This is a genomic window from Paenibacillus xylanexedens (genome assembly GCF_007680605.1).
GTDB lineage: Bacteria > Bacillota > Bacilli > Paenibacillales > Paenibacillaceae > Paenibacillus > Paenibacillus xylanexedens_B.
On sequence record NZ_VEIO01000001.1, the window covers coordinates 2,525,458 to 2,547,802 of the forward strand.

General features: G+C 40.3%; 18 protein-coding genes and 1 pseudogene. 4 read left to right on the forward strand and 15 right to left on the reverse strand.

All coding sequences use genetic code 11. The features are described 5' to 3' along the window. Positions 1-123: 123 nt before the first annotated feature. The gene (locus FS818_RS11255; protein ID WP_260989828.1) at positions 124-2,133 is read right to left on the reverse strand and encodes an ATP-dependent DNA helicase; all 2,010 of its coding nucleotides are present in this window, start codon (positions 2,131-2,133) and stop codon (positions 124-126) included. Positions 2,134-2,307: 174 nt separating this feature from the next. Between FS818_RS11255 and FS818_RS11260 the strand changes: the two genes are divergently transcribed. After that, positions 2,308-3,900 (forward strand): catalase, encoded by a 1,593-nt coding sequence (locus FS818_RS11260; protein ID WP_145331862.1) that lies wholly within the window; start codon positions 2,308-2,310, stop codon positions 3,898-3,900. Positions 3,901-4,671: 771 nt separating this feature from the next. After that, a complete protein-coding gene (locus FS818_RS11265; protein WP_260989871.1) occupies positions 4,672-5,862 on the forward strand; it encodes a right-handed parallel beta-helix repeat-containing protein in 1,191 nt (396 codons plus the stop codon). Positions 5,863-5,997: 135 nt separating this feature from the next. Here the strand turns inward: FS818_RS11265 and FS818_RS11270 are convergent, their stop codons facing one another. Continuing rightward, positions 5,998-6,267, reverse strand: a complete 270-nt coding sequence (locus tag FS818_RS11270) for a DUF6809 family protein (protein WP_145331864.1) — start codon at positions 6,265-6,267, stop codon at positions 5,998-6,000. Between the two features lie 113 nt (positions 6,268-6,380). Between FS818_RS11270 and FS818_RS11275 the strand changes: the two genes are divergently transcribed. Further along, positions 6,381-6,593, forward strand: a complete 213-nt coding sequence (locus FS818_RS11275) for a helix-turn-helix domain-containing protein (RefSeq protein WP_186375460.1) — start codon at positions 6,381-6,383, stop codon at positions 6,591-6,593. A gap of 232 nt (positions 6,594-6,825) precedes the next feature. Here the strand turns inward: FS818_RS11275 and FS818_RS11280 are convergent, their stop codons facing one another. The 8 genes from FS818_RS11280 to FS818_RS11315 all read right to left on the reverse strand — a co-directional run bounded on the left by FS818_RS11280 (position 6,826) and on the right by FS818_RS11315 (position 17,376). Further along, on the reverse strand, positions 6,826-8,580 hold the full coding sequence (locus tag FS818_RS11280) for a type I restriction-modification system subunit M (protein WP_145331866.1): 1,755 nt from the start codon (positions 8,578-8,580) through the stop codon (positions 6,826-6,828). Beyond that, complete coding sequence (locus tag FS818_RS11285; protein WP_145331867.1) at positions 8,573-9,706, reverse strand: AAA family ATPase; 1,134 nt, start codon at positions 9,704-9,706, stop codon at positions 8,573-8,575. Before FS818_RS11285 ends, FS818_RS11280 begins: the two co-directional genes overlap by 8 nt. Beyond that, the gene (locus FS818_RS11290; RefSeq protein WP_145331868.1) at positions 9,703-10,911 is read right to left on the reverse strand and encodes a restriction endonuclease subunit S; all 1,209 of its coding nucleotides are present in this window, start codon (positions 10,909-10,911) and stop codon (positions 9,703-9,705) included. The genes FS818_RS11285 and FS818_RS11290 overlap by 4 nt, the downstream gene beginning before the upstream one ends. Continuing rightward, positions 10,904-13,912 (reverse strand): type I restriction endonuclease subunit R, encoded by a 3,009-nt coding sequence (locus FS818_RS11295; RefSeq protein ID WP_145331869.1) that lies wholly within the window; start codon positions 13,910-13,912, stop codon positions 10,904-10,906. Before FS818_RS11295 ends, FS818_RS11290 begins: the two co-directional genes overlap by 8 nt. Positions 13,913-14,351: 439 nt before the next feature. After that, a complete protein-coding gene (locus FS818_RS29255; RefSeq protein ID WP_260989829.1) occupies positions 14,352-14,507 on the reverse strand; it encodes a hypothetical protein in 156 nt (51 codons plus the stop codon). A 627-nt stretch (positions 14,508-15,134) separates the two neighbouring features. Next, a complete protein-coding gene (gene cdiI / locus FS818_RS11305; protein WP_145331870.1) occupies positions 15,135-15,509 on the reverse strand; it encodes a ribonuclease toxin immunity protein CdiI in 375 nt (124 codons plus the stop codon). Between the two features lie 76 nt (positions 15,510-15,585). After that, entirely contained in the window at positions 15,586-16,071 is a 486-nt protein-coding gene (locus tag FS818_RS11310) for a hypothetical protein (RefSeq protein WP_145331871.1), read from the reverse strand. A 3-nt stretch (positions 16,072-16,074) separates the two neighbouring features. Continuing rightward, a complete protein-coding gene (locus FS818_RS11315; RefSeq protein ID WP_145331872.1) occupies positions 16,075-17,376 on the reverse strand; it encodes a WXG100 family type VII secretion target in 1,302 nt (433 codons plus the stop codon). A gap of 510 nt (positions 17,377-17,886) precedes the next feature. On the opposite strand from FS818_RS11315, the gene FS818_RS11320 reads away from it, so the two are divergent. Beyond that, entirely contained in the window at positions 17,887-18,444 is a 558-nt protein-coding gene (locus FS818_RS11320) for a DUF4879 domain-containing protein (protein WP_145331873.1), read from the forward strand. Positions 18,445-18,837: 393 nt separating this feature from the next. On the opposite strand, the gene FS818_RS11325 is transcribed toward FS818_RS11320, so the two are convergent. The 5 genes and pseudogenes from FS818_RS11325 to FS818_RS11340 form a co-directional block, all read right to left on the reverse strand. Further along, positions 18,838-19,281, reverse strand: a complete 444-nt coding sequence (locus tag FS818_RS11325; protein WP_145331874.1) for an Imm8 family immunity protein — start codon at positions 19,279-19,281, stop codon at positions 18,838-18,840. 137 nt (positions 19,282-19,418) lie between these two features. Next, positions 19,419-19,889: a WapI family immunity protein gene (locus FS818_RS11330; RefSeq protein WP_145331875.1), complete on the reverse strand. Its 471-nt coding sequence runs from the start codon at positions 19,887-19,889 to the stop codon at positions 19,419-19,421. A gap of 398 nt (positions 19,890-20,287) precedes the next feature. Further along, positions 20,288-20,491, reverse strand: a pseudogene (locus tag FS818_RS29560) (polymorphic toxin-type HINT domain-containing protein); the annotation flags it as partial. Positions 20,492-20,858: 367 nt separating this feature from the next. After that, positions 20,859-21,188 carry a hypothetical protein gene (locus FS818_RS29080; protein ID WP_222128814.1) on the reverse strand — a complete coding sequence of 110 codons (330 nt, stop codon included), beginning with the start codon at positions 21,186-21,188 and terminating at the stop codon, positions 20,859-20,861. Between the two features lie 11 nt (positions 21,189-21,199). Next, positions 21,200-22,258 (reverse strand): polymorphic toxin-type HINT domain-containing protein, encoded by a 1,059-nt coding sequence (locus FS818_RS11340; RefSeq protein ID WP_145331876.1) that lies wholly within the window; start codon positions 22,256-22,258, stop codon positions 21,200-21,202. Between the last annotated feature and the right edge of the window lie 87 nt (positions 22,259-22,345).

A 22,345-nucleotide genomic window follows, 5' to 3' on the forward strand; every position in this document is an offset into this window, starting at 1 on the left:
CACAAAATATGAATGACAAATATCAATCACAAAGTTCAATCGCAAAACATGAACCCATCTTGTTATGCTGCATCCATCCTGCACCTACATGTTCGTTTAACGCTTAGAAACGGTGGTTACGGATTAATGTGCCAAGGTTGTCCATTCCACACCCTCCGGGAGCAGAGCCGCAATGCGGTCTTTGGCTTCCTTTTGCGTATAGAGGGATTCATCCAGAATCGCAGCCGAACCGGAATCGCTGCTTGTCCGAATCAAACGTCCAAGCCCCTGCTTCACCCGTAGCAACATATACGGCAGATCAATCTCTTCATATGGCGAAGCCGATGCATTCCGTTTGGCATTGAACACGGGGTCCTGCGGTGGGTATGGAAGCGACCAGATCATGACGTTGGACAGCGAAGGTCCCGGAACGTCAAGTCCTTCCCACAGATTGACGGAGCAGAGTACACTCTCTTCATCCTGCTGGAACGCCGCGATCAGATCACTGATCTCCCGATCCCCTTCATACATAAAACGCAAACCCTGCGCCTCTGGAACATGCACGATATCCTGCTTGAACGCAAGCAGCTCCTCCATCGTACGGAACAGAATCAGTGCGCGACCGCCGCTCTCCTGGAGCAAAGCCGCCGCATCACGCAAACGGTTTTCGTTCGCTGCATGGCCTGGAACAGCTTGTTCGGCAATTTTCATCTGCATTTTATCTGCGTAATCATAAGGAGAAGCGACGGAGAACGATACAAAATCGTCAATCCCCAGACTATCCGCCACATATCGGAATGAGTTGTCCACGGACAGCGTAGCGGATGAAAAGACAATCGGAATACCGGTGTTGAACACACGCTCGTTCAGAATTTCTTTTACGGTACGCGGCATGATCGACAATGTCGTCTCGTCCTCGCTCTCTTCCGCCCAACAGATGTAACCATCCTCCTTGCGGAACAAAGACAAAGCCGTCTGGATCATATCCAAATGCTCTTCCACGACACGCATCTGATATCCATCCAGCGAGAACAAACCACTTTCGAATACCAACTCTTCACCGATGGCATCCAGCACGCTTGTCAGGCGTTCAATCTCACGCAACAGCGGAGCCTCTACCCGTACTTCCTTCCGTTCCGAGCCGGGAATGGCTACCGTATACGTGTCGAGCATACGGAACAAACGCTCACTGCTTTCAATTGCCTCATCCACTCGCTCCGCAAGGGATTCACGAATCTCGCCTTCGAGCAGACGTGTGACCAGTTCCTCGAAGATGCGGTGCTTCAGCTTGTAACTGAGAGCATTCAATGCCGCTTCTTCCAGCAAATGGCCTTCATCAAATACAACCGAGCTGTGATCTGGCAACAAAGGCAGTTGTCCTTCGCGTTTGCGCGCTTCATAGGTCCACACATGCTCCATGTAATAATCATGGGAACAGATGATGATGTCTTTGGAACGACGGTAATGATCACGCGACAGCGTCAGGCCGCAGCGTTGTCTTTTCGGACACACGAAACAATCCTGAAACGGGTCCCAGTTAATCTTGTTCCACTGGCGGTCGTTCAGATGCGGATACTGTTTGCGGTCACCATACGGATGAAAAGCCTGAAGTGTTCCGGGCGTGTTCACGAATTCCGGCAAACTTTCGTACACCTCTTCAATTACTGGCGCATCCTCATCGGCGAATCGGACCGCACTCAGCTTGTTCAGACAGACGTACTGATCTGGCGACTTGCCCAGACGTGCATCCACTTGCAAATCCAGATGTTCAGCGAGCTTCGCGATATCTCCGCCCGGCTTCACCAGCTGTTCAATCAAGGACTCATCGGCACAGGCGATCACCGCCGGTTTGCCCGTATAACGTGCATAACAGACCGCGTAGAGCAGATAAACGAGTGTCTTACCTGTTCCTACGCCGGCTTCGGCCATAATCGTCTTTTTATCTCCATAGGCCCGTTCGAGCTGGTACGCCATAAAAATCTGTTCGTCCCGTACCTCGAAGCCGGACTCTGGCAAAATATCATAAAACACATCGGCAACCCACTCTCCCAGACGGGATACAAAAGGTTCAGCCGGATCATATGCAAAAGGGTAACGTTGTGTAGACAATCCTGGGTCAGCCTCCATTCTTAGACGCGGTCCTCTTTCATTCATTTTCCGTTCAAAAAAGGCCGCAGGGCAAAAGTTAATTATCGCATGTGATAGATCAGGAGACAAGCTTTTTTTCACTTGGTTAACGGAGAAACCTAGATAGGGCTATGTATAGATGTTGTCCACAGGGAAAATATATACAGGAATTCAATTTTAGGAAAGGTGGTATCCCGCTCCATGGATAAACATTCTTCACCATCCGGGCATTCCTCAGACCCATCCAACGAAACGTTGACGGATCGGCAGGGCCATCCCATTACCGACAATCAGAACGTAAGAACCGTAGGCAGCCGTGGACCAACCACACTGGAGAACTATCACTTTCTCGAAAAAATTACACACTTCGACCGCGAGCGTATCCCGGAACGGGTCGTGCATGCCCGCGGGGCTGGCGCTCATGGCGTATTTGAAGCATATGGAACGGCGGGAAATGAACCCGTATCGAAGTATACGAGAGCACGTCTTTTTCAGGAAAAAGGCAAACAAACGCCCGTGTTCGTACGCTTCTCGACGGTCATTCATGGCGGGCATTCTCCGGAGACGCTGCGGGACCCGCGCGGATTTGCCGTTAAATTTTATACCGAAGACGGCAACTGGGATCTGGTCGGCAACAATCTGAAAATCTTTTTCATCCGCGACCCCCTCAAATTCCCGGATATGGTGCACGCCTTCAAACCCGACCCGCTGACCAACGCGCAGGATATGGAGCGGTTTTTCGATTTCGTCTCTCTTAGTCCCGAAGCGACACATATGGTGACCTTTCTATTCTCTCCGTGGGGCATTCCGGCGAATTATCGGCAGATGCAGGGGTCAGGCGTAAATACATACAAATGGGTGAACCAGGACGGTAAAGGTGTGCTCATTAAATACCACTGGGAACCGTTGAAACAAGGCATCCGCAACCTGCTGCAAAAGGACGCCAGTGAAATTCAAGGCCAAAACTTCAACCACGCCACACTGGATCTGTATCATGCCATTGAACAGGGCGACTTTCCCGAATGGGAGCTGTGCGTTCAGGTGATGGAGGATGGCGAGCATCCCGAGCTGGATTTTGATCCGCTGGACCCGACCAAGCTGTGGCCGCAGGATCAGTTTCCGTTTCTGCCTGTAGGTAAAATGACGTTGAACCGTAATCCCGAGGATTATTTTAATGAAGTGGAGCAAGCCGCATTCGGAACGGGTGTACTGGTGGACGGGCTTGATTTCTCGGATGACAAGCTGCTACAAGGACGTACCTTCTCCTATTCGGATACCCAGCGTCACCGCGTGGGTGCAAACTATCTGCAGCTGCCCGTGAATGCGCCGAAGAACCGGGTAGCTACCAATCAAAGCGGGGGACAAATGCAGTATAAAGTCGACCGGGCACCGGGTCAGAATCCACACGTCAACTACGAGCCTTCTTCGCTCGGGGGATTAACGGAAGCTCAATCGCGCGGCAAGGAGCATGAACCGCTGGTGGAAGGCCATCTGGTGCGGGAGAAAATTGAGCGTACGAATGATTTTGGGCAAGCCGGGGATACGTACCGGGCGTTCGAGGATTGGGAGCGGGATGAGTTAATCAGCAACATGGTCGGCGCATTGGCTCAATGCAAACCGGATATCCGGGAGCGCATGATTTCTTATTTTACCCAAGCGGATGCGGATTACGGAAGACGAGTGGCGGATGGACTAGCCGCTGTATCCACTGACGATAGTGAAACAGTACAGCCGAAGCATGATCCGGGGGTTGAGCAGGCTGCAAAGCGTAGTCGGGAGACGGACGGATATTAATTGGCGTTAGACGAGTCGGATGAGTATTGTCCATAACGGGATGAGTATTGACAGCATAAAAAGTGAGATGAAAGTTATCGCCCCATAAGTCTGGTTGCCTGTGTTGGCAACCGCTTATGGGGCTTTTTATTTGGAGGAAGCTGTGGATATTGGAGAAAATGAAGTTCAAAGCGGTGGATTCGGGATAAGTCTCGTCTGATCCACTCTGGAAAAACAGGCATATTCACGTTCATTTCAGACGATGATTCGTTAAAAAAAGGCGATCAGCCAATGATCGGATTACATTTCCCCTGTGGATTGGATGGGATTCGGAGCGCTTATGCCTGTCCTGCCAGTCTTAAACGCAACCTGATCAAATGATTATTGATGATAACGTTTACAACATTTACCATGAAGCTGTGTCCGGGTGGATACCTTTTAGTCAGTAAGCCGGGTAGGACGAAGCGTGTGACGCAGCAGTATGTTCTGCTCTCATTAAAGGTACGCTCTGCTCTGTTCTGCTTTGTTCTGCTTTGTTCTGCTTTGTTCAGTCCAGACACGCTTACCCGCCAGCTCGATATTTTATTCCAATTAACCAAGGAGGCTTGCATCATGAAATTATTCCCTTCCACATCTACTCATGCATCTGCACGATCCCAACGTTCCCTGAAATCCAAAATGACCAACATCTGTCTTAGTGCCGCGTTCCCTCTATTACTGTTAAGCGGTGGTTCGGTGGGTGCCGCAGAACTTCTGGAAGACGGGTTCCCTAATACCTCAGCCTCAGAGTCCATGGTAAGCAGTTCCGATATTACGCTGGCTGCGGGTGATTTGTACGTGTCCCCTAACGGCACTGCCAGCAATCCGGGAACGATTAACAGTCCGACTTCACTAGCTAATGCTCTGACCCAGATCGCTCCTGGCAAAACGATCTATCTGCGCGGCGGAACCTACAGCTTCTCGCAGACGATTACCATTGAACGCGGCAACAGCGGCACCGCCTCGCAACGCAAAAATCTGGTCGCCTACGGATCGGAAAAGCCCGTCTTCGATTTCTCGGCTCAAGCCTTCGCTTCTACGAATCGTGGATTGCAAATGTTCGGAGATTATTGGTTCGTGAAAGGACTTGAAGTCAAAGGAGCCGGAGATAACGGTATCTTCATCGGTGGCAGCTACAACCGTCTAGAGCAAATCGAAGCCCACCATAACCGGGATACCGGCATTCAGATCGGGCGTTATGCTTCCACTGCTGCCAAAAGTGAATGGCCTTCATATAACGAAGTCATTCGTTCCTACTCTCACAACAACTATGACCCGGATGACGGCGAGGATGCGGACGGTTTTGCCGCCAAGCTGACGGTCGGTCCAGGGAACGTCTTTGACGGCTGTATTGCCGCTTATAACGTGGACGATGGCTGGGATCTCTATAGTAAAACAGACACAGGCGCCATCGGTGCCGTCACGATCCGCAACAGCATCGCTTACGGCAACGGCGCCACCGAAGACGGAACGTCCACTTCGAACAGCGATGGTAACGGCTTCAAGCTAGGCGGAGAAAAAATTGCCGTAAATCATATTGTCGAGAACAATATTGCGTTTAATAACAAAAAACATGGCTTCACCTATAACAGCAATCCGGGTTCGATCCAGATGACCAACAACACCTCATGGAACAATGGGCAGAGCAACTTCGCCTTTGACAAAGGTACCCACATCTTCATCAACAACTTGTCCTTTCAGGGCGGCGCCAGCGACAAAACCAGCGGAACCGATGTCAGCAGCACCAACGTCTGGTGGAAAAACAAAAAAAGCGTCAACGACAAAGGCCTGCTCGCCAGCGCAACCGACTTTGTATCCCTCGTACCTTCGGTAACCCGTGCCGCAGATGGCACACCTGTATTGGGTAACTTCCTGAAGCTTGCAGGTGGCAGTGATCTGATTGGGTCAGGTACGCCAGCGGGTAAGAATATTGGAGCGCGGTAAGTATAAGTTGGTGAGAAAAAAGAATAATTTATAAAGCAAATTCCCCTCCCCCATGCCAGCCTGATCGGTGGTAATGGAGAAGGGGATTTTAAAATTGCTGTGTATTGTCTGCTGGCTCATAAGGTAGATAGATACTCACGGTTTGGCTAAAACCTCAATCATCAGTCTTCCGCCTGTACGAAAACCCTGCTCAAACGCCGCTTCCACGTACATGGATGTGGACTGTCCGATCAAGTCGATCAGTTGCTCCAAGGCATCATATTCTGTATCTGGGAGCTTTGTTTTGTAGTTTTGCATGATGTTCGATATTTGGCTGTTAATTTCGTAATACTCGGCCTGTTCAGGATGAATCGACTCGTCTAACCGTAGGTTCCCGTGAAACAAATCTTCGATCAGGTTTGACATGTTATCCCCACCTAGTCTTTTTGCCAACTATTCTCATTCTACTTTAGCGTATTTTCCGCTAAAAATCAATAGCGGATAGCGCGCTAAGATATGATATTAGTGAGGTGATGATCATGTATGCTCGTATACGCAATTTGCGTGAAGATAAAGATTTATCCCAAACACAAATGGCCGCCTATCTCGGCTGTAGCCAACGTGTGTATAGCAACTATGAACGTGGCGAGTTGGATATTCCGACAGCTATATTGATTAAGTTGGCTGATTACCATCAGACCAGTACCGATTATCTTTTGAATCGGACAGATGTAAGGAAGCCTTACTCATAGCAGACATAAAAAAACTGATTTGCCCTAGGACAAACTTAGCAATCCCATTATTAATCTTGCTATCTTTAATCTTTCTAGAGAAAAAACGTGAATAACCTACCGATAGTCATTACTTCTCGGCAGGTTATTTATCTACGCCCCGAAATCACCATCGCGATGTATAACACAATATCTCAGAAAGAATGAATAGCTACGGGTAGAATTAGAATTCTAATCGTAGCTTCATTCTGCTTTATGGCAACTCAGGCAAACCAAGTTCTTGTAAAAATTGATTGTGTTTGGTCTTTGCCTTGATAGCAGCATCTTCAATTTCATGCAAAGTGTCTCTCACAGTTGCAAGATCGACAATTTCTTCTTCTATAGCCGCACTCACATATCGTGATATATTAAGATTATAGCCGTTCTTCTCGATTTCTTCCATTGAGACCCGACGAGAATACTTTTTGTCATCTTCCTTTCGATATTGATATGTGTCAACTATTTTATCTATATGCTCCGGCATGAGAACATTTTGTCGTTTACCTTTACTATAATACTCACTTGCGTTGATAAACAGTACGTCATCAAACTTTTTGCATTTTTTAAGTATAAAGATACAAACTGGAATACCTGTTGAGAAAAACAGATTGGCAGGTAGACCAATAACAGTGTCAATATTTCCATCTTTGAGCAGCTTTGTTCTGATTTTCTCCTCTGCACCACCTCGAAATAAAACACCATGGGGCAAGATGATTGCCATTGTTCCCTCATCACTTAAAAAGTGAAATCCATGAAGTAAAAAGGCAAAATCGGCTGCTGATTTCGGTGCAATTCCATAGTTTTTGAAGCGGAAATCTTCTCCCAAAGTATCATTGGGCTCCCAGCGATAACTAAAAGGCGGATTAGCTACCACTGCATCAACTTCCAACTTTTTCGCTGGGTTCATTTCATTTAGAATATCCCAATCATTTAATAGGGAATCTCCGTGAAATATTTTAAATTCCGAATCTTTAAGACCATGCAGAAGCATATTCATACGAGCAAGGTTATAAGTTGTTATATTTTTTTCCTGACCGTATATCTGACCGATGCCATTAGCACCAAGTTGCTTTCTAACATTAATCAGAAGCGAGCCTGAGCCGCAGGCAAAATCAAACACGTTTTTAAGTTGCTTCTTTTTTCCTGTGCTCGGATCTTGGCTGTCAAGAGTAACTATGCGAGAAAGGATTGTAGATATTTGCTGAGGCGTATAAAATTCCCCTGCCTTTTTACCTGAACCTGCTGCAAATTGCCCTATTAAGTATTCATAAGCATCTCCTAGAAGATCACTTTCGTTAGGGAATTCTGATAACCCTTCTGCAATGGAAGTTATTATTGAGCATAGCTTTTCATTTCGTGATTCATAATTTTTCCCAAGTTTTTCAGAATCCAGATTAACCTCGGAGAACAAACCACGAAATGTACTATCAAATGATTCATTTTCTATAAATTTAAAACCTGCTTGTAAAGTTTTCAAGAGATATTTACTTTGTGTAAGAGCTAATTCATATATATTGCTCCAAAGATAATGTGGTTTAATTACAAAATGTACTTTTCGTCTCATTTGTTTTTCAAATATAGCCACTTGATCTAAATTGTTAATATACCAAACCACAAGAGGTGTCAACTTTCTACTTTCTAACAAGGCCTCATGTTCTTCCACCAAGGCCTCTTTTACTTTACTATCTAATTGCTGTTTATTAAAATATTCTATTATCTGTTTTTTAAGTACATTAATAGCATCATCTTTACTCACTGAAATAGACATATTTTTTATTTGTTTCTCAGACTGCAAATAATCATTTCCAAGCTCTTTTTTTACAGCTTCCTCATAATTATGCGAAAGATAACGTAAAAAGAGAAACGATAGCATATAATCACGAAAATCATCGGCATTCATAGCACCGCGCAGTTTATCAGCAACTCCCCATAAGGTTGCACCTAATCTTTTTTGTTGTGCATCATTCATCATTTTCCCTCGTTTCTTCTTTAAACAAATCAGGGTTAAACCTATATAGATTCATATAACGATAAAAAATATCTCTAAAAGCCTTTTTATTATCTTCTACCATTTCTCTTGGTTCAAATAAAGAATAATTACCGTGACTTAATATATTCACGTACCGTGTATACGTAGCTTCATCTGGGTCGTTCTCTCCTTGCTTGATGCACTCACCAAATTCTTTATATCCGTGAAACGATGCTGCTTTCTCAAGAATATTACGCAAGATATTAAAATGATATGTGTATAACTTCCCTGTTTTCACTGCTTCGCTCAATTCTACAAGGAGTGAAACATGATTAAAAAATGGCGTGTCACTAGTATCTTGAAGTATATATTGACCAGTTTCCTTGTTTTTTTTCAAAAGTAAGTCTTTACCCTTTGATCTTTTTAATTCATTGTGCATTACATTGAAGAATAACGCGTGATGAGAGGAAATAACGACTTTTAAATCTTCTTGATCTTTCAATAACTGCGCTAAATGGCTTGCAACAGCAATTACATTATTATCATCTAAAGAAGAAATAGGATCATCAATATAAATATACTTAACCCAACTGTACGCAGGCTCTTGGTCGATTACAAGTTCCATAATCGCAAGAAAGAAACACCAAATGAAAATATTTTCCTCTCCACGAGAAACTTTAATATTTTCTATTTTTTCATTTGTATCACCATTTATAACGTTTCTAGAAAATTGTACAAACCATTCATCGTACTTAATATCAAATTCAAAATCTGCATATCGACTCAAAAATTTGCGTATACGTTCTTCCATCGCAAGCTCCCTTAAACCGCTGAAGAACTTTGAATTTTTATTTAAATAGAGCCGCCTTTCTGTGTCACCTTCTAAATCATTATCCCAAGTAAACAAGTCTTCCGTAAAAGCATTATAATACAACGTGTCTGTTGGTTTTTCTTCGCTATCGGCAATTGGTTGTTTTCCTAAATCCTTAAACACGCAGGAAAGTCTAGTTTTTCCTGTGCCGTTATAAGCAAAGAGTAGTACATATTTTTTTCTCTCTAAAATACTTCTAAAGTAGGCTGCTAATGCATCTAAATCAGAAAAAGGGAATGCAGATTGATGGCTCATTCTCCCGCCTCCTCTATAGAAGGGAACAACCCCTGTACTAAGCCTTTTTTATGTGATTTCAGATTACTAATTTTTTCTGCCTGTTCGGTTATGAGAGTGTCTAGCGCTGAGAGACATTCAGTAATTTTTTCTTGTTCTTTTTCCTTAGGTAGCGGAATTGGTATAGTATCCAGTTTTGCTCGGTTTAATTTGGGTTGAGCCATACCCGTAAGGAATTCGCTTAAATTAATGTTATTCAAATAGCTTTCCACTAAAACTTGCGTATAGTTATTTTCAAATTTAAGCACATGGGCATGATTATTTACCCAAGTCTTTCCTGAAATGCTAAAAGCAATAGGATATGTGCGAGAAATCAAGTTTGCTCCATCCTCAGATACACACAACAATAATTCATCAAAAATAAAACCATCAACATAATCGACAATACCAGAAGCACCAAAATAAGGCGTGGAGCCTTTTTTTCTATCTTTTTCTGCTATTGGAACCCTTCTTGAATCTAAGTTTTTGCATACTTCACTTAATGGGCTTATTTCCCACTTGCCACTACCTCTAAACTCCGGAAATCGCCATTCGGGAACAGTTTCACCCACGGCGGGGAATAACTTCTGCATCAAGCCTTTTTTATGTGCTTTTAGAGCCTCAAGCTTTTTACCTTCAGCGTGGATCAAGTCATCAAGGGAAGACAAGCAATCAGCAATTTTTTGTTGTTCTTTAAGATTCGGAGTATATATCGGAAACTCCAAAAAACTATCAACTTGAATACGCCTAGCTTTCCTTCCTCCATCCGCCATTTCGCCATATCTTTTGTAAAAGCTAGTACGTTGTACATATTCAAGCAAAAATCTCGCATTAATGTTTTCATTTATATCAAAACAAGGTAAATCAACTGTAGATTCGTAGCCATCTAAATGATCGGGAATTATCCCAAAAGCTTGATTTAAAAAATCCAGCTTACTGTAAATGAATTGCCCAGATTTACGACGATAATATTGCGTATTTTCGCTACCATTTAGTGTTTCTTTTTTTTCAAAAACACCTTGTCCCCATAACTTCACAGTAAGCTTTTTTGCAGTATCGCCTTTATTACCTTTCACTTTACTTTCATGCAAATAATCACTAATATTCGTTTTTTCCCAAGCTTCTTCCTTGTTAAATTCTGAAAATCTCAATTTAGGTACAAGAGTTATTTTTTCTTTTTTATTCATATGCGCTCAGCCCCTCAATTACACGCCCGTTTGCAAGCTTTTTAAGCAATGGAATTAATTCATCCATCAATTCAAGTTCTTTCTTTGTTCTGTCTCTCCAGCCAAGCTCAAGGGGCTCTAATAAATCGCTTAATTTTTCACCGTCGAAAATCATACGCCCTATAATCTCATCTATAAAGACTTGCAATGATTCAGGCTCAATACTGTGTTCGTTAGCGATATAATGTATTACTTTTACTGCTTTCTCCCCCTTGAATTCTTGGTATCCCGTCTTTATTTCGTTTATATCGAGCCCTTTTCCGGCTTCCAATGTGCTGATATAAGCAATAATATCTTCGCGTTCTTCCATCATATTGGAATTGGAACAAAGTAAACTGATGAGTTGCTCACGGCTCATTTTTTCTTTTTTTGGCACATCCGGTTGTGTATATCTCGAAATTAGTGACATGATGTAGTCATAATCAATTATTGCAGATGAAAACAGAACAAATTCAAAATCGATCTGGTCTACCATAGGGTCTTTATCCTTAAAATCTTTGCCTTGCTGTGCTTTTAGCCTTTGAGCTGTTTCAATATATACACCACGAAACGCACGTAAAGTGTCTTCTGGCAATAACTCTTCAACTTTTGCAGCTTGCTCTTCTTTAATGTCCGTATATTGGTCAAGTTGAGTTTTAAGGCGCTGAACTTCTTTGAATTTATTAATAAATTCGCCTCTTGCAGTATCGCCTTTAAGATTATATACTTGTTCCGGTTTGCACTCTAACCCCTGAGATTCCATAAACTGTTCAAGCTCGGTAACAGCTTTATCCAGCTTTTCAACCATAACAAGTGCCGGATCAACAAGCCAAATTTCTTTTGCTCTACTGCTATTTTCTTTTCCTGAGAATAGCGCAATAGCTCTATCTACATCCTTTTCCTGACCTCTAAAGTCAAGAATATTTCCGTAAGGCTTTGTATCATTCAAAACACGGTTTGTTCTCGAAAATGCCTGAATTAAACCATGTTGTTTTAAATTTTTATCAACGTATAGGGTATTTAAATACTTGGAATCAAACCCGGTTAAAAGCATATCTACTACAATAGTTATATCAATTTTATTTACATACGCATAATCGGCATTGGAGTACTTCTGGTCTTTAATACGTTTTTGCACATCTTGGTAGTACAAATCGAATTCGTTTATGCTATGAGTAGTACCATACTGCAAGTTATATTCATCTATAATGATTTTAAGTGCAGATTTTTTCTTATCGGGCTCTTGCTCATTATCCGCTTTTTCTTGCTCTAGGTCTTCTTGTAACTGCTTAACGTCTTTATTTCCTTCAGCCGGTGGAGAGAACACACAAGCAATGTTCAGTGGCTCAAAGCCTACCTCCTTATTCTTTTTACGTTCTTCTTGCAACGACTTGAATATATTAAAGTATTCTATTGCATCATTAATAGAAGCTGTGGCAAACATCGCATTGTAACGTCTACCATTAGTAGCAGCATCGTGTTTTGATAATATTGCTTCGACGATTGCTTTTTTACTTACTGTACCAGATACCTCTGCTACTTTTTTGTCGTCTTCTGGCTTAAAATAATCAATGTGAAAACGAAGCACATTACTATCATCAATGGCATTCGTTATGGTATAAGCGTGAAGTTCTTTTTCAAAGACGTCCTGTGTAGTGATAAGCGTTTTAAATTCACCGTCGATTTGCTTATATGTTGCGTTTTCTTCAAATATTGGCGTTCCAGTAAATCCAAAAAGCTGTGCTTTCGGAAAAAAATTTTTAATTGCTTCATGATTATCACCAAACTGGGAACGATGACATTCATCAAAAATAATAGCAATACGTTCATCGGCGAGCTTTGCTAAGCGCTCTTTATAGGTAAGTTCGCCCCTTTTCTTTTTCTCTTGGTTACGCTTGTTATCTTCATCAAGAGCAAGGCCAAGTTTTTGAATTGTGGTAACTATAACTTTGTCACGATAATCATCCGAAGTCAGACGCTCAACTAAACTTTCTGTATTTGTATTTTCTTCAACGCAACCTTCTTGAAATTTATTGAATTCTAATCGAGTTTGTTTATCAAGGTCTTTTCTGTCAACAACAAACAGACACTTCTTAATCTCAGGGTTGTCTTTCAAAAGGGTGGAAGCTTTAAATGATGTAAGTGTTTTACCGCTTCCAGTAGTATGCCAAATATATCCGTTGCCGCGATTTTGATCGATGCATTCCATTATCGCCTTAACAGCATAAATTTGATAAGGGCGCATGACCATCAACTTTTGCTCACTTACTATAAGCACCATATATCGGCTAATTAGTTGTCCGAGAGTGCATTTTAGCAAGAACTTATCAGAAAAATCATGAAGATGGGTAATTTTTTTATTCTCTATGTCTGCCATTTGATAAATTGGTAAAAAGCGCTCGTCTGCATTGAAACAAAAGTGCTCCTTATGATTGTTGGCGAAATAATATGTGCTACTCTCATTGCTAACAATAAAAAGCTGCATAAAGCAAAGCAATGAGTTTGTATAGCCATTGCCAGGTTCATTTTTATATTCAACAATTTGCTCCATTGCTTTTTTCGGTGTGATCTGCAGTGACTTTAGCTCGATCTGAACAACAGGGACGCCATTAATGAGAATGATAACATCATAACGATGGTTACTATTATCCGTATTAATACGCAACTGATTTATCACTTCAAATTCATTTTTACACCAGTCTTTAATATTAACAAGAGTATATTGCAACGGCGTGTCATCATCACGTTTGAATGTATTGATCTCTCTCAAAGTCTTTGCCGCTGTAAACACATCAGCTGTAATAATATTTTCCTTAAGACGTAAAAATTCAGATTCACTTAAATTTACGCGATTTAATCTTTCAAAATGCTTTTTAAAATTAGCTTCAAGCGATGCCTTGTCTCGAATGTCTTCCCTATATGTGTATTTTAAATCTTGAAGCTTTTTTATAAACTCTACTTCTATTTGCTGTTCAGATTTCATAGCTAATCTCCTCACAAACAAAATTAAATTAACCACTCATTTTATAAATATTCATTGCCTATTTTGTTTTCATAAGCAAATCAAGTAACTCTTAAATATCTTTTTGTTATTAAAAAGCTTTATTGAAATCCAAATTAATCCGGTTTTCCTAATGACTGCTTTTCCACTGGTTGCAAATGTAAAACGCTAAAATTAAGTATACAGGCAAAGGAGATCAATTGGCTAAACTCCATTCAAATTCTCCTCGTTATGTGTAGCAAACCATGATGCATTATATCATAAGCTATGACATTTTACGAAAGCTAATTGACACGATGTACTAAAGGATATACACACCTCAAATAAGTATCATAAAGTCTATTTTCATACCAAAACTACTTTAAAAGCACAAAATAATTTTCCGACAAATACTAATATTGTATTTAATACAATAATTCCCTTAATACAAACCTAGTTCGCGGAATTTTTCACACCAATCCGCGTCCATAACTACTAATTCTGCTTCTTCTTTCAAGATAACATCTCGCTGGCTCTTGTACTGAAAGTTTTCTTTTGCCCATAACACTAGGATCTTTAAATATTCTAACGTTTCCATTTCACATGTATTGTCCTCCTCATCTTCTTCAGCAAAGATATCTTCAAAGTAGTAAAAGACTTGTCTGGTCTTATTAAATTGACATCACCTCCAACTTCATATAACGTTATTTTTCCTTTCAGTAATTCAATTAGATTCCCGATCTCTTCCTGGATCGTGGGGAAATTTCCAAATATATCCGATCCCAAAGAATTCGTAATTAGATAACCATTTTTTAAAGATGAATCAATGCCTAAGTCCAGAATAACTTCGTTGAAATCTTCTTTATATTCAATGGTATACCTATATTTAATCATGTTCATTATCTCCATTCTTCTTAATGCAACGGATAGAAAGATGTAATCATATCAGTATAGCCCACAATATTTATCCAGCCCCTTACTCGCTAACTTCTCGCCTTCTTTACTTACATTCTATACGCGAATAAAGCTCATTCCTCACAATAGTTCAAGTGGGAAGAGCTCTCAGATTTTTTATAAACACCTATCGGGGCTAATAGTAAGTTTTCTAGTGCTTTCGCACCTTACCAAATTCATAACTATACTTAGATTAACATTACTACAACGTATAAAATAAAACGAATATTCGCTGTGCGTTGCATATGATTTTAGATTCACAATCAGTAAGTTAAGAATGTAAACCCAATCTTTTTTTCACTACATCTAATAAATTAAATATCTCCTGTTTACCTTCTGGATGCTCCTCCAAGTACTTCTCACTGTAAATCAACAAATAATTATAAAATTCATCATACTCCATGACTGCCATTACAGCTTCATCGTATGCTGGGGGCTCTCCGATAAAACATACTTCTTGATCACCAATGTACTCTTCTTCTTCTGGCGAATGATAGGATGAAAATTGTACCTCCAATGGACCTGAACCATACCCATGTCTTTCTTGATCTCCGAAGTATGCTAAAGCTCTTGGAAAATCAATAATCCAGAAATAAGATGCAACTAATTGATCTATTTCAACTTTTGTTGTCAGTATTTTGTACATCAATTATCTCTTCCTTAATATTAATCCGAAATGCAGAATCAACATTCTTTATGTTCCCTTTGTCATCATTTAGAAGTTACTCTGTAGGATTTTTATAACACCAATCCGGGTCATACGGTAAAGATTTCAGTTTTTGTATGTCCTCCAAGCTGTATACCCAATCATTGTCTGCAATCCAAAAATAATCATCAGGATTGAGCTTGAGATATTCATGGATAAAGTTAAGTATTAACTCTTGATTACCGTAGATATCTTCAATATGCCCGACCTGGCATAGGGATTCACTAGTATCTAAACCTAAATCTTCGTGATAATAAAATTCAGTACTCGGGCTACTTATGCTGTGAATATGGAAAATTAATGAGGATTCATTATCCCCTGTGAATGACTTACGGTTGATATTAAGCGTTGTATACAAAAACTCTCCTTCGTTTGTATACATTTTGTTGTTATAGAAATAAAGAGCAGAGTCGGAATGAAAAGCTGCAACAATCGTATCAGCCAAGAGTTGCTCTGGAGAATATTTATCTTTGTTCGTTAAAATAACAGCTGAAGTACCCATATTTTACTTCAATACCCCCTTGAGTTCATCTAAAGAGTTCACAACAGTAACACCTTTAGATTTGATTAATTCCAATTTTATCAGATCATTCGGATGTGGATTAGTCAATGGCTTGTCAATATATAAAATGACCTTCTTCTGTTCATAGTTAAAGAAATCTTGGTGTTTTACATTCACGTATTTATCAAACTGTTCCACATCTGTGATAGCTTTCAATGATTTTTTAACTTCAATAATTTCATGTTTCGTTACTACGTCAAAATCCCCTGCAGGATTACCATCAGCCCTTTGAATTTTTTGGCTGAAGGCTGTAACTTCCTTACTTTCTCTTACAGCGTAAGCTGCTTTGGCTTCAGTTGCTTTTCCTGAGTCCTTACTGTTTAACAATTGATCAATGTCTCGATTAATATTTTTGGGATGCTGATCATCCCAATGCAGAACATTTCCAGCTGGATTAGTATATTTCGTTTTGTTTCCTTCTTTAACTAAACTACCAACATTAGAAGACTGTCCGGTAACGCCAGCATCTTCCTTCTTACCATTTGCTTTCCTCGCTTCAGCCGCTTCCAAATTCTTTTTAATCTTCGCCACAGCCGGATCAGATGCAGGTAAGCGAAACGGCCCTTTGCGACCCGGTATACTTTCGCGAACCATCTGGAAAGCCATAACGATCTGGCTGAATTTCAGAGAAGTCAGCATTATCTGAGCATACTTATCAGATACAGGCTCGCCTGTAAAAGGATGTATTCTGTTTTCAAAAGCTTTAATTTGCAACGAATTGATATCTTCCCCCGGCTCTTCCACATGACCTGTTGCTTGCATCCGGTTGATATCCAAATGTCCCTGATCTTTCTCATAAGCCTGTAGAGACGCTTGATCGGGAACGCCATTCTCGTTTACTGGCATCCACATCAGCCGACCATAGATATTGACTTGTGCCATCCGGTAGCCTTTATCCTCTGAACCCGCATCACTTGCTGAGCTCTTCATCATTGCTACCGCACCAACAGCACCAATAACACCGCCCAGACTCCCTTTCTCCGCATCTGCATTCTCAAACCGTGTCGCAATATCCTTCAACTCTTTCGAAGTATACACCATACTCTCCAGTGCTTTCTGTAGTACGGGACGCGACCGCTCAAAATCATCATAAAAACGCTCTTGTGTCACACCCATCCACATGGCTTGAAGGAACATCATCTGCCTGGAGAGATTATTTTGGATATGCTCCAATTGCTGCCTCGCCTGATCCACCTGACTGGATACGTGATGTAACTGCTCAGGTGTTACTTTGATTGTGCTCATCCGTTTTCACCGCTTATTTTGTGTATGATATATCTATGTTAGCAGAAGTTTAATGGCAATTTCATCCGGCTAACTTCCTGATTTTGATACATTATCCTGCAACAGAGTTAATTACAATCGTGCTCAGGTCTTATACATTTTTCTTTTTAGTATGAAAACAATCCATCTAACATTTTGTGTAATTTGTGAATATGCTTGACTTCCTTCAACAACAAGAAGTACTATACGATTATGCATATGGAATATATTTCAATTTAAACAATAATTTTGTAATTTGAAATCAATGATCGGGCTTTACTTCATATATCACTCCAAACTTGCTAGAGCACTCTAGCCTGCAATTTTCTTCCCTCTTCGTGTATCAACAGGAAACAGTAAATATGGGAAGGATCATTCTCATAACGAAAGGAGGATACGTAGGTTTCCATCTGCAAGTTCATTTTTGTTACGAAAATACATGTATCTTTATCTGCTAGTCTACCCATAACAAGAAAGGTGGAATTGATCTCTATGAAAAAATTGTTTAGCTTGGCTCTTATTCTTGTTTTAGTCTGCTCGTTTAATGTAGCTGTTTTTGCAGAGGCTCAGACGGCTCAACCCAAACCTTTAACGAAAGAAGAAGTGGTGAATTCAAAAGCATTCCGTGAAGCTGTAGCGGCAGCCAAAGCGGAATTGAAAGCACAAAAAGACAATGGCGGCCCTGTGCTGCATGCACCTGCGCCAAAGGTATCTCACATTAATTTGTATGCTGTCGTTTCTCCTAACGGCGGACAAGAGATTTATGGGTACAAAAACAATCCGCTCTCCACTGCTAACGATCACGGTGGAAATTGGATACAGTGTATTACGTTCCAGATCGGTTATGACAGCTCTCACTTCGGCACACTCGCAGGAAATAAAATGACAAACAATTGGTCTGAACCTATTGATCTGGACGGTGATCGTGTTATAGATGCCTGGGCTCATTCTTGGGTTTATGAGGCACCTAGTACGGGTGGGCAATTCGTAGGAACGGTGTATTCTATTAATATTCCAACACAGTGGACCGCTTGGATTAATGTTCGTTAAGTTCTAAGGCCCAACCTACAAAAGCTCGATCTTCTTTTTTATGTAACTATGCCTAAGTACGATGATACTGCGTCTGTTTCTTCTTTTAACAATTGAATTAGGACATCATCTTCAGAACAAGTTTTGAAGATGGCTCTCACAAATTTAAAATTACGCAGCATAAAGTATCATCAAATGAAAAAAACTGTACCCGTAAAGAGACATTGTAAAACGTCTACTTTACAGGGTACAGTTCACTTCCCTAATCCATCGATGTTCTGATATTGTTCCTCCGATTAATATTCCATTTTGATTTCTTCCCAATCACCCTGACTCTTTATCTCGTACGTAATATAACCTTCAGTTAAATACCTATTTTTTAGTATCTTACTTTGCGTCTGACTTACTTCATCTTTATTCTAAATCTTGACTCTCTTCCTTGTGTCTTCTAATCATTTCAAGAAGTTCTTCTTCACTATTCAAACGAATGGAATCCGTATATTCCCATCTGAAATATGGAGTGAGACTATTAGCTACTTCTTCCCATGTCTCCCTTTGATGTTTGACAAGTATCTGTTCTATCTTTCTAGTAATCATTTCAAAATCTAACCTATTTACGATAAAATACTTTGATCCTGATATAATATCTACTCCATCTCTAAGTTCTCTTTCGAGCGCTTTCGGAGTTATAATTCCAAAATCAAAATTATCTTCTCCATCAGAATCCTCAGTTCCGATGCATGCTGTACCTGACAAATAAAAGTCGTCTCCAATGTCTTCAGTTTCTGTAAATTGTAATTTTCCATGAATATTAGGATTTCCTGTAATGATGAGATCTTTCAATACTGGTTTGATCACGTTAGTACACCTCTTTAATCAAATAATAATCTGCTATTTTATTTAGTTTATCAAAATCCACTCTTTCTTTTTTACCGTTTGGTACTGGGTGAGAGTAAAATAAAGACCTTGGGGATCAGCGCCCCAAAGTCAATTTCTTAATTAACAATCTGATTTAGCTCTAGTTCAAGAGTGCCTCTGAATTCTGTTAATGATTCAACTGAAACACTAAATCTAAATCCCCTCTGAACGTTCTGAATCTCTCCGTTTGTTCTAGATGTTTCAAATGTCCAAATAGTACATTCAATAAGTTCATCTTCTTTTAGATGAAAAAATTCTAATTCATAATAAAACTCATAAGTTGATATTGCTACCTTTTCAAAATCCTTCTTTGAATGAATATTTTCAATTATCACTCTTAGCTTTGATAACATCAGATTAATCTCATACATATTTAGAGAAGGTGCTACTTCCGGATAGATTTTATATGATTTATCATATACTCTTATTTCAAAATCAATTGGTATCCAGTTATTTATTTCATCGTCATAGCTCTTTATTACTTTGCGGCGTTGATGAAAAGATAAATTCAAACTGTTTTTTCCCGATACATCTAACAACCTAGCCATCCTACACCTCCCTTTTTATTAAAATGGATTCCCTGAATATCCACCGTTGTTATTTAGCATTCTTTCAACAGCCGACCAGTTTTGCAGTATATTGCCTCCTTTTGCGCCTCCAATTACAGAGACAATATTATTAGAACCGTCAAGTATTACTACATGGTAACCATCGTTTTTCCGTAAACATATACGGTCTTTCCTCCTGGTTGATATACTTTATCCGACCAATTATCAACTATATTATCCACCCTTTCAGGCGTATATCCACGTCTATTCGCTTGTAGAGCACCATGCTCTGTGAATTTCCTTCCCCCATTTGTAAGCGACCCAGCTTCACAATTCGTATTATGTACCCAAATACCCAAATCCGTTACATAATACGATGGTAGTCAGCAACCGTAAAGTTATAAACCGTAACTTTTTTCTTCTAGTTTAACGAACTCTACCTGAACAATCGTCAGGTGGCTTCCATTAGCCTTCTGGAGTTTATCGCCCGCTTGAAGTTCATCAGCGAAGACCCACCCTTTACCTTCCACCCAAAACGGATGATTGTATGTCGTCTCGATGATTTGCTCCCCAACATGCAACTTAATAATATCATCACGTTGGTTGCGGTATAAAGCTGCGCGCCTTCCTGTTCACCCTCTCTATCGGAACAGGGTATTTTACAGTTGCGATTCATTTTTGGAAAAATCGTGAGAAAGCGAAGATAACAAAAAACAGGTTGATTATGGTGGTATCTGACCATAATCAACCTGCCCAACGTAACGGAATACCGCTATTTAGGGTATATAATTCAAGCATTGCATGTGCATACAGAGGCATATTATGAGGATTATTATACGGGGGTGATATAGGTTAAGTTCTTTCGAGTCTTGTCGCCCGATTCATTCGGCACTAATGGGGGAAAATTCACAATTATCTTTAATCATAACAAAAAAAGGGTGGTGACTTATAACAGTCACCCCCTCTTATTCAGTACATTAGAAAATTAGTATCATAGATTTCTCCATCTAAAGAAAACAGTAACCTATACTCTCCTACAACTTTACCTTTGTATTCAATCCATAAGTGGGTAACCAAATGATTGTAATTGAATTCCGGGAAATTCTTGAACTCAATTGATACTTTTTTTATATAATAATCCAAATATGCTTCCTTAAAATCCCCAAAATATGAGCGAAACTCATCCTCCTGTTCAACCTTATAATTATTAAATTCTTTCAAAAAATGTTCCTTAGTTTTTTTCTCAACTTGCCACTGATTTATTATATCTTTTAATGAGTCAATTCGAAAAATAGTCAACACCCCACTAATTAATGAGATTTTACAAATTTTGTAAACATAATATGTCCTGTCTTCTCATCGTAATTTCCATAGACTCTGGCATTCCCATATTTACCTACGATCTTAATCTCATATTGATAATACGTATTGCCGATTTTTTCACCACTTCCAGATAGCCTCTTTATACCGTTAGAACCTTTACTATCATTTACAAAGCCTTTATTCATAGCATCACCGAATTTTTTTGCCGCTTCTTTGCCGAGGGATTTTTGTATGTCTTCATGAACATCTCTTTGTATCCAACCTTTAGGACAATTCGTATTATGCACCCAAATCCCTAAATCTGTCACATAATACGTATGGAAGTCCTCAACCGTGAAGTTATATACTGTTACTGGCTTATCTAGTTTAACGAACTCTACCTGATCAATCGTCAGGTGGCTTCCATCAGCCTTCTGAAGTTTATCGCCCGCTTGAAGTTCATCAGCGAAAACCCACTCTTTTCCTTCCACCCAAAACGGATGATTGTATGTCGTCTCGATGATTTGCTCCCCAACATGCAACTTAATAATATCATCACGTTGGTTGCGGTACAAAGCCGTTACTTCCTTGTAAGCCAGTTCACCATCAGGGTTATTCTCATCCTTGGCGAGAAGCTTATCTCCGACTTCGATGTCTTCGATATTCTTCTCCCCTTCGTCTGTTAGAACTTTAGTCCCAGCAACAAAGCAATTACAACCTTTTGATGCAGGAGCTTTCGTTTTACCTGCAGTTTTCCCACTGCCCTTAGAAGCCGCACCTGAAACATTCCCCATGGCAAGTATTGCAAGATATTCTGCTGATTTCCCTTTGATCAACTCACTTACTAACTGTTCAGTTGCCCAGCTGACATTACCTGCAGACTTAGAATAGGAACTCTTACCCAATGCCATATCATACAAGTAATTAAACCGATTTTTATATAGAAAAGAATTAAAGTCATAACGATCTCGTATTGTACTTTTATACAGGCTATACTGTGAACTAGCTTTTCCTCTAGCTTCCTTAAGCAAATATCTGAGCTCTGTTGCATAGTAAGGCTCTGCCATATGACCACTCGGATCTACATACCTTAAAGGATTATTATTCACATACGAATATAGATTCAAACTCAGTGGATCGTTGAGTTCTCCTTC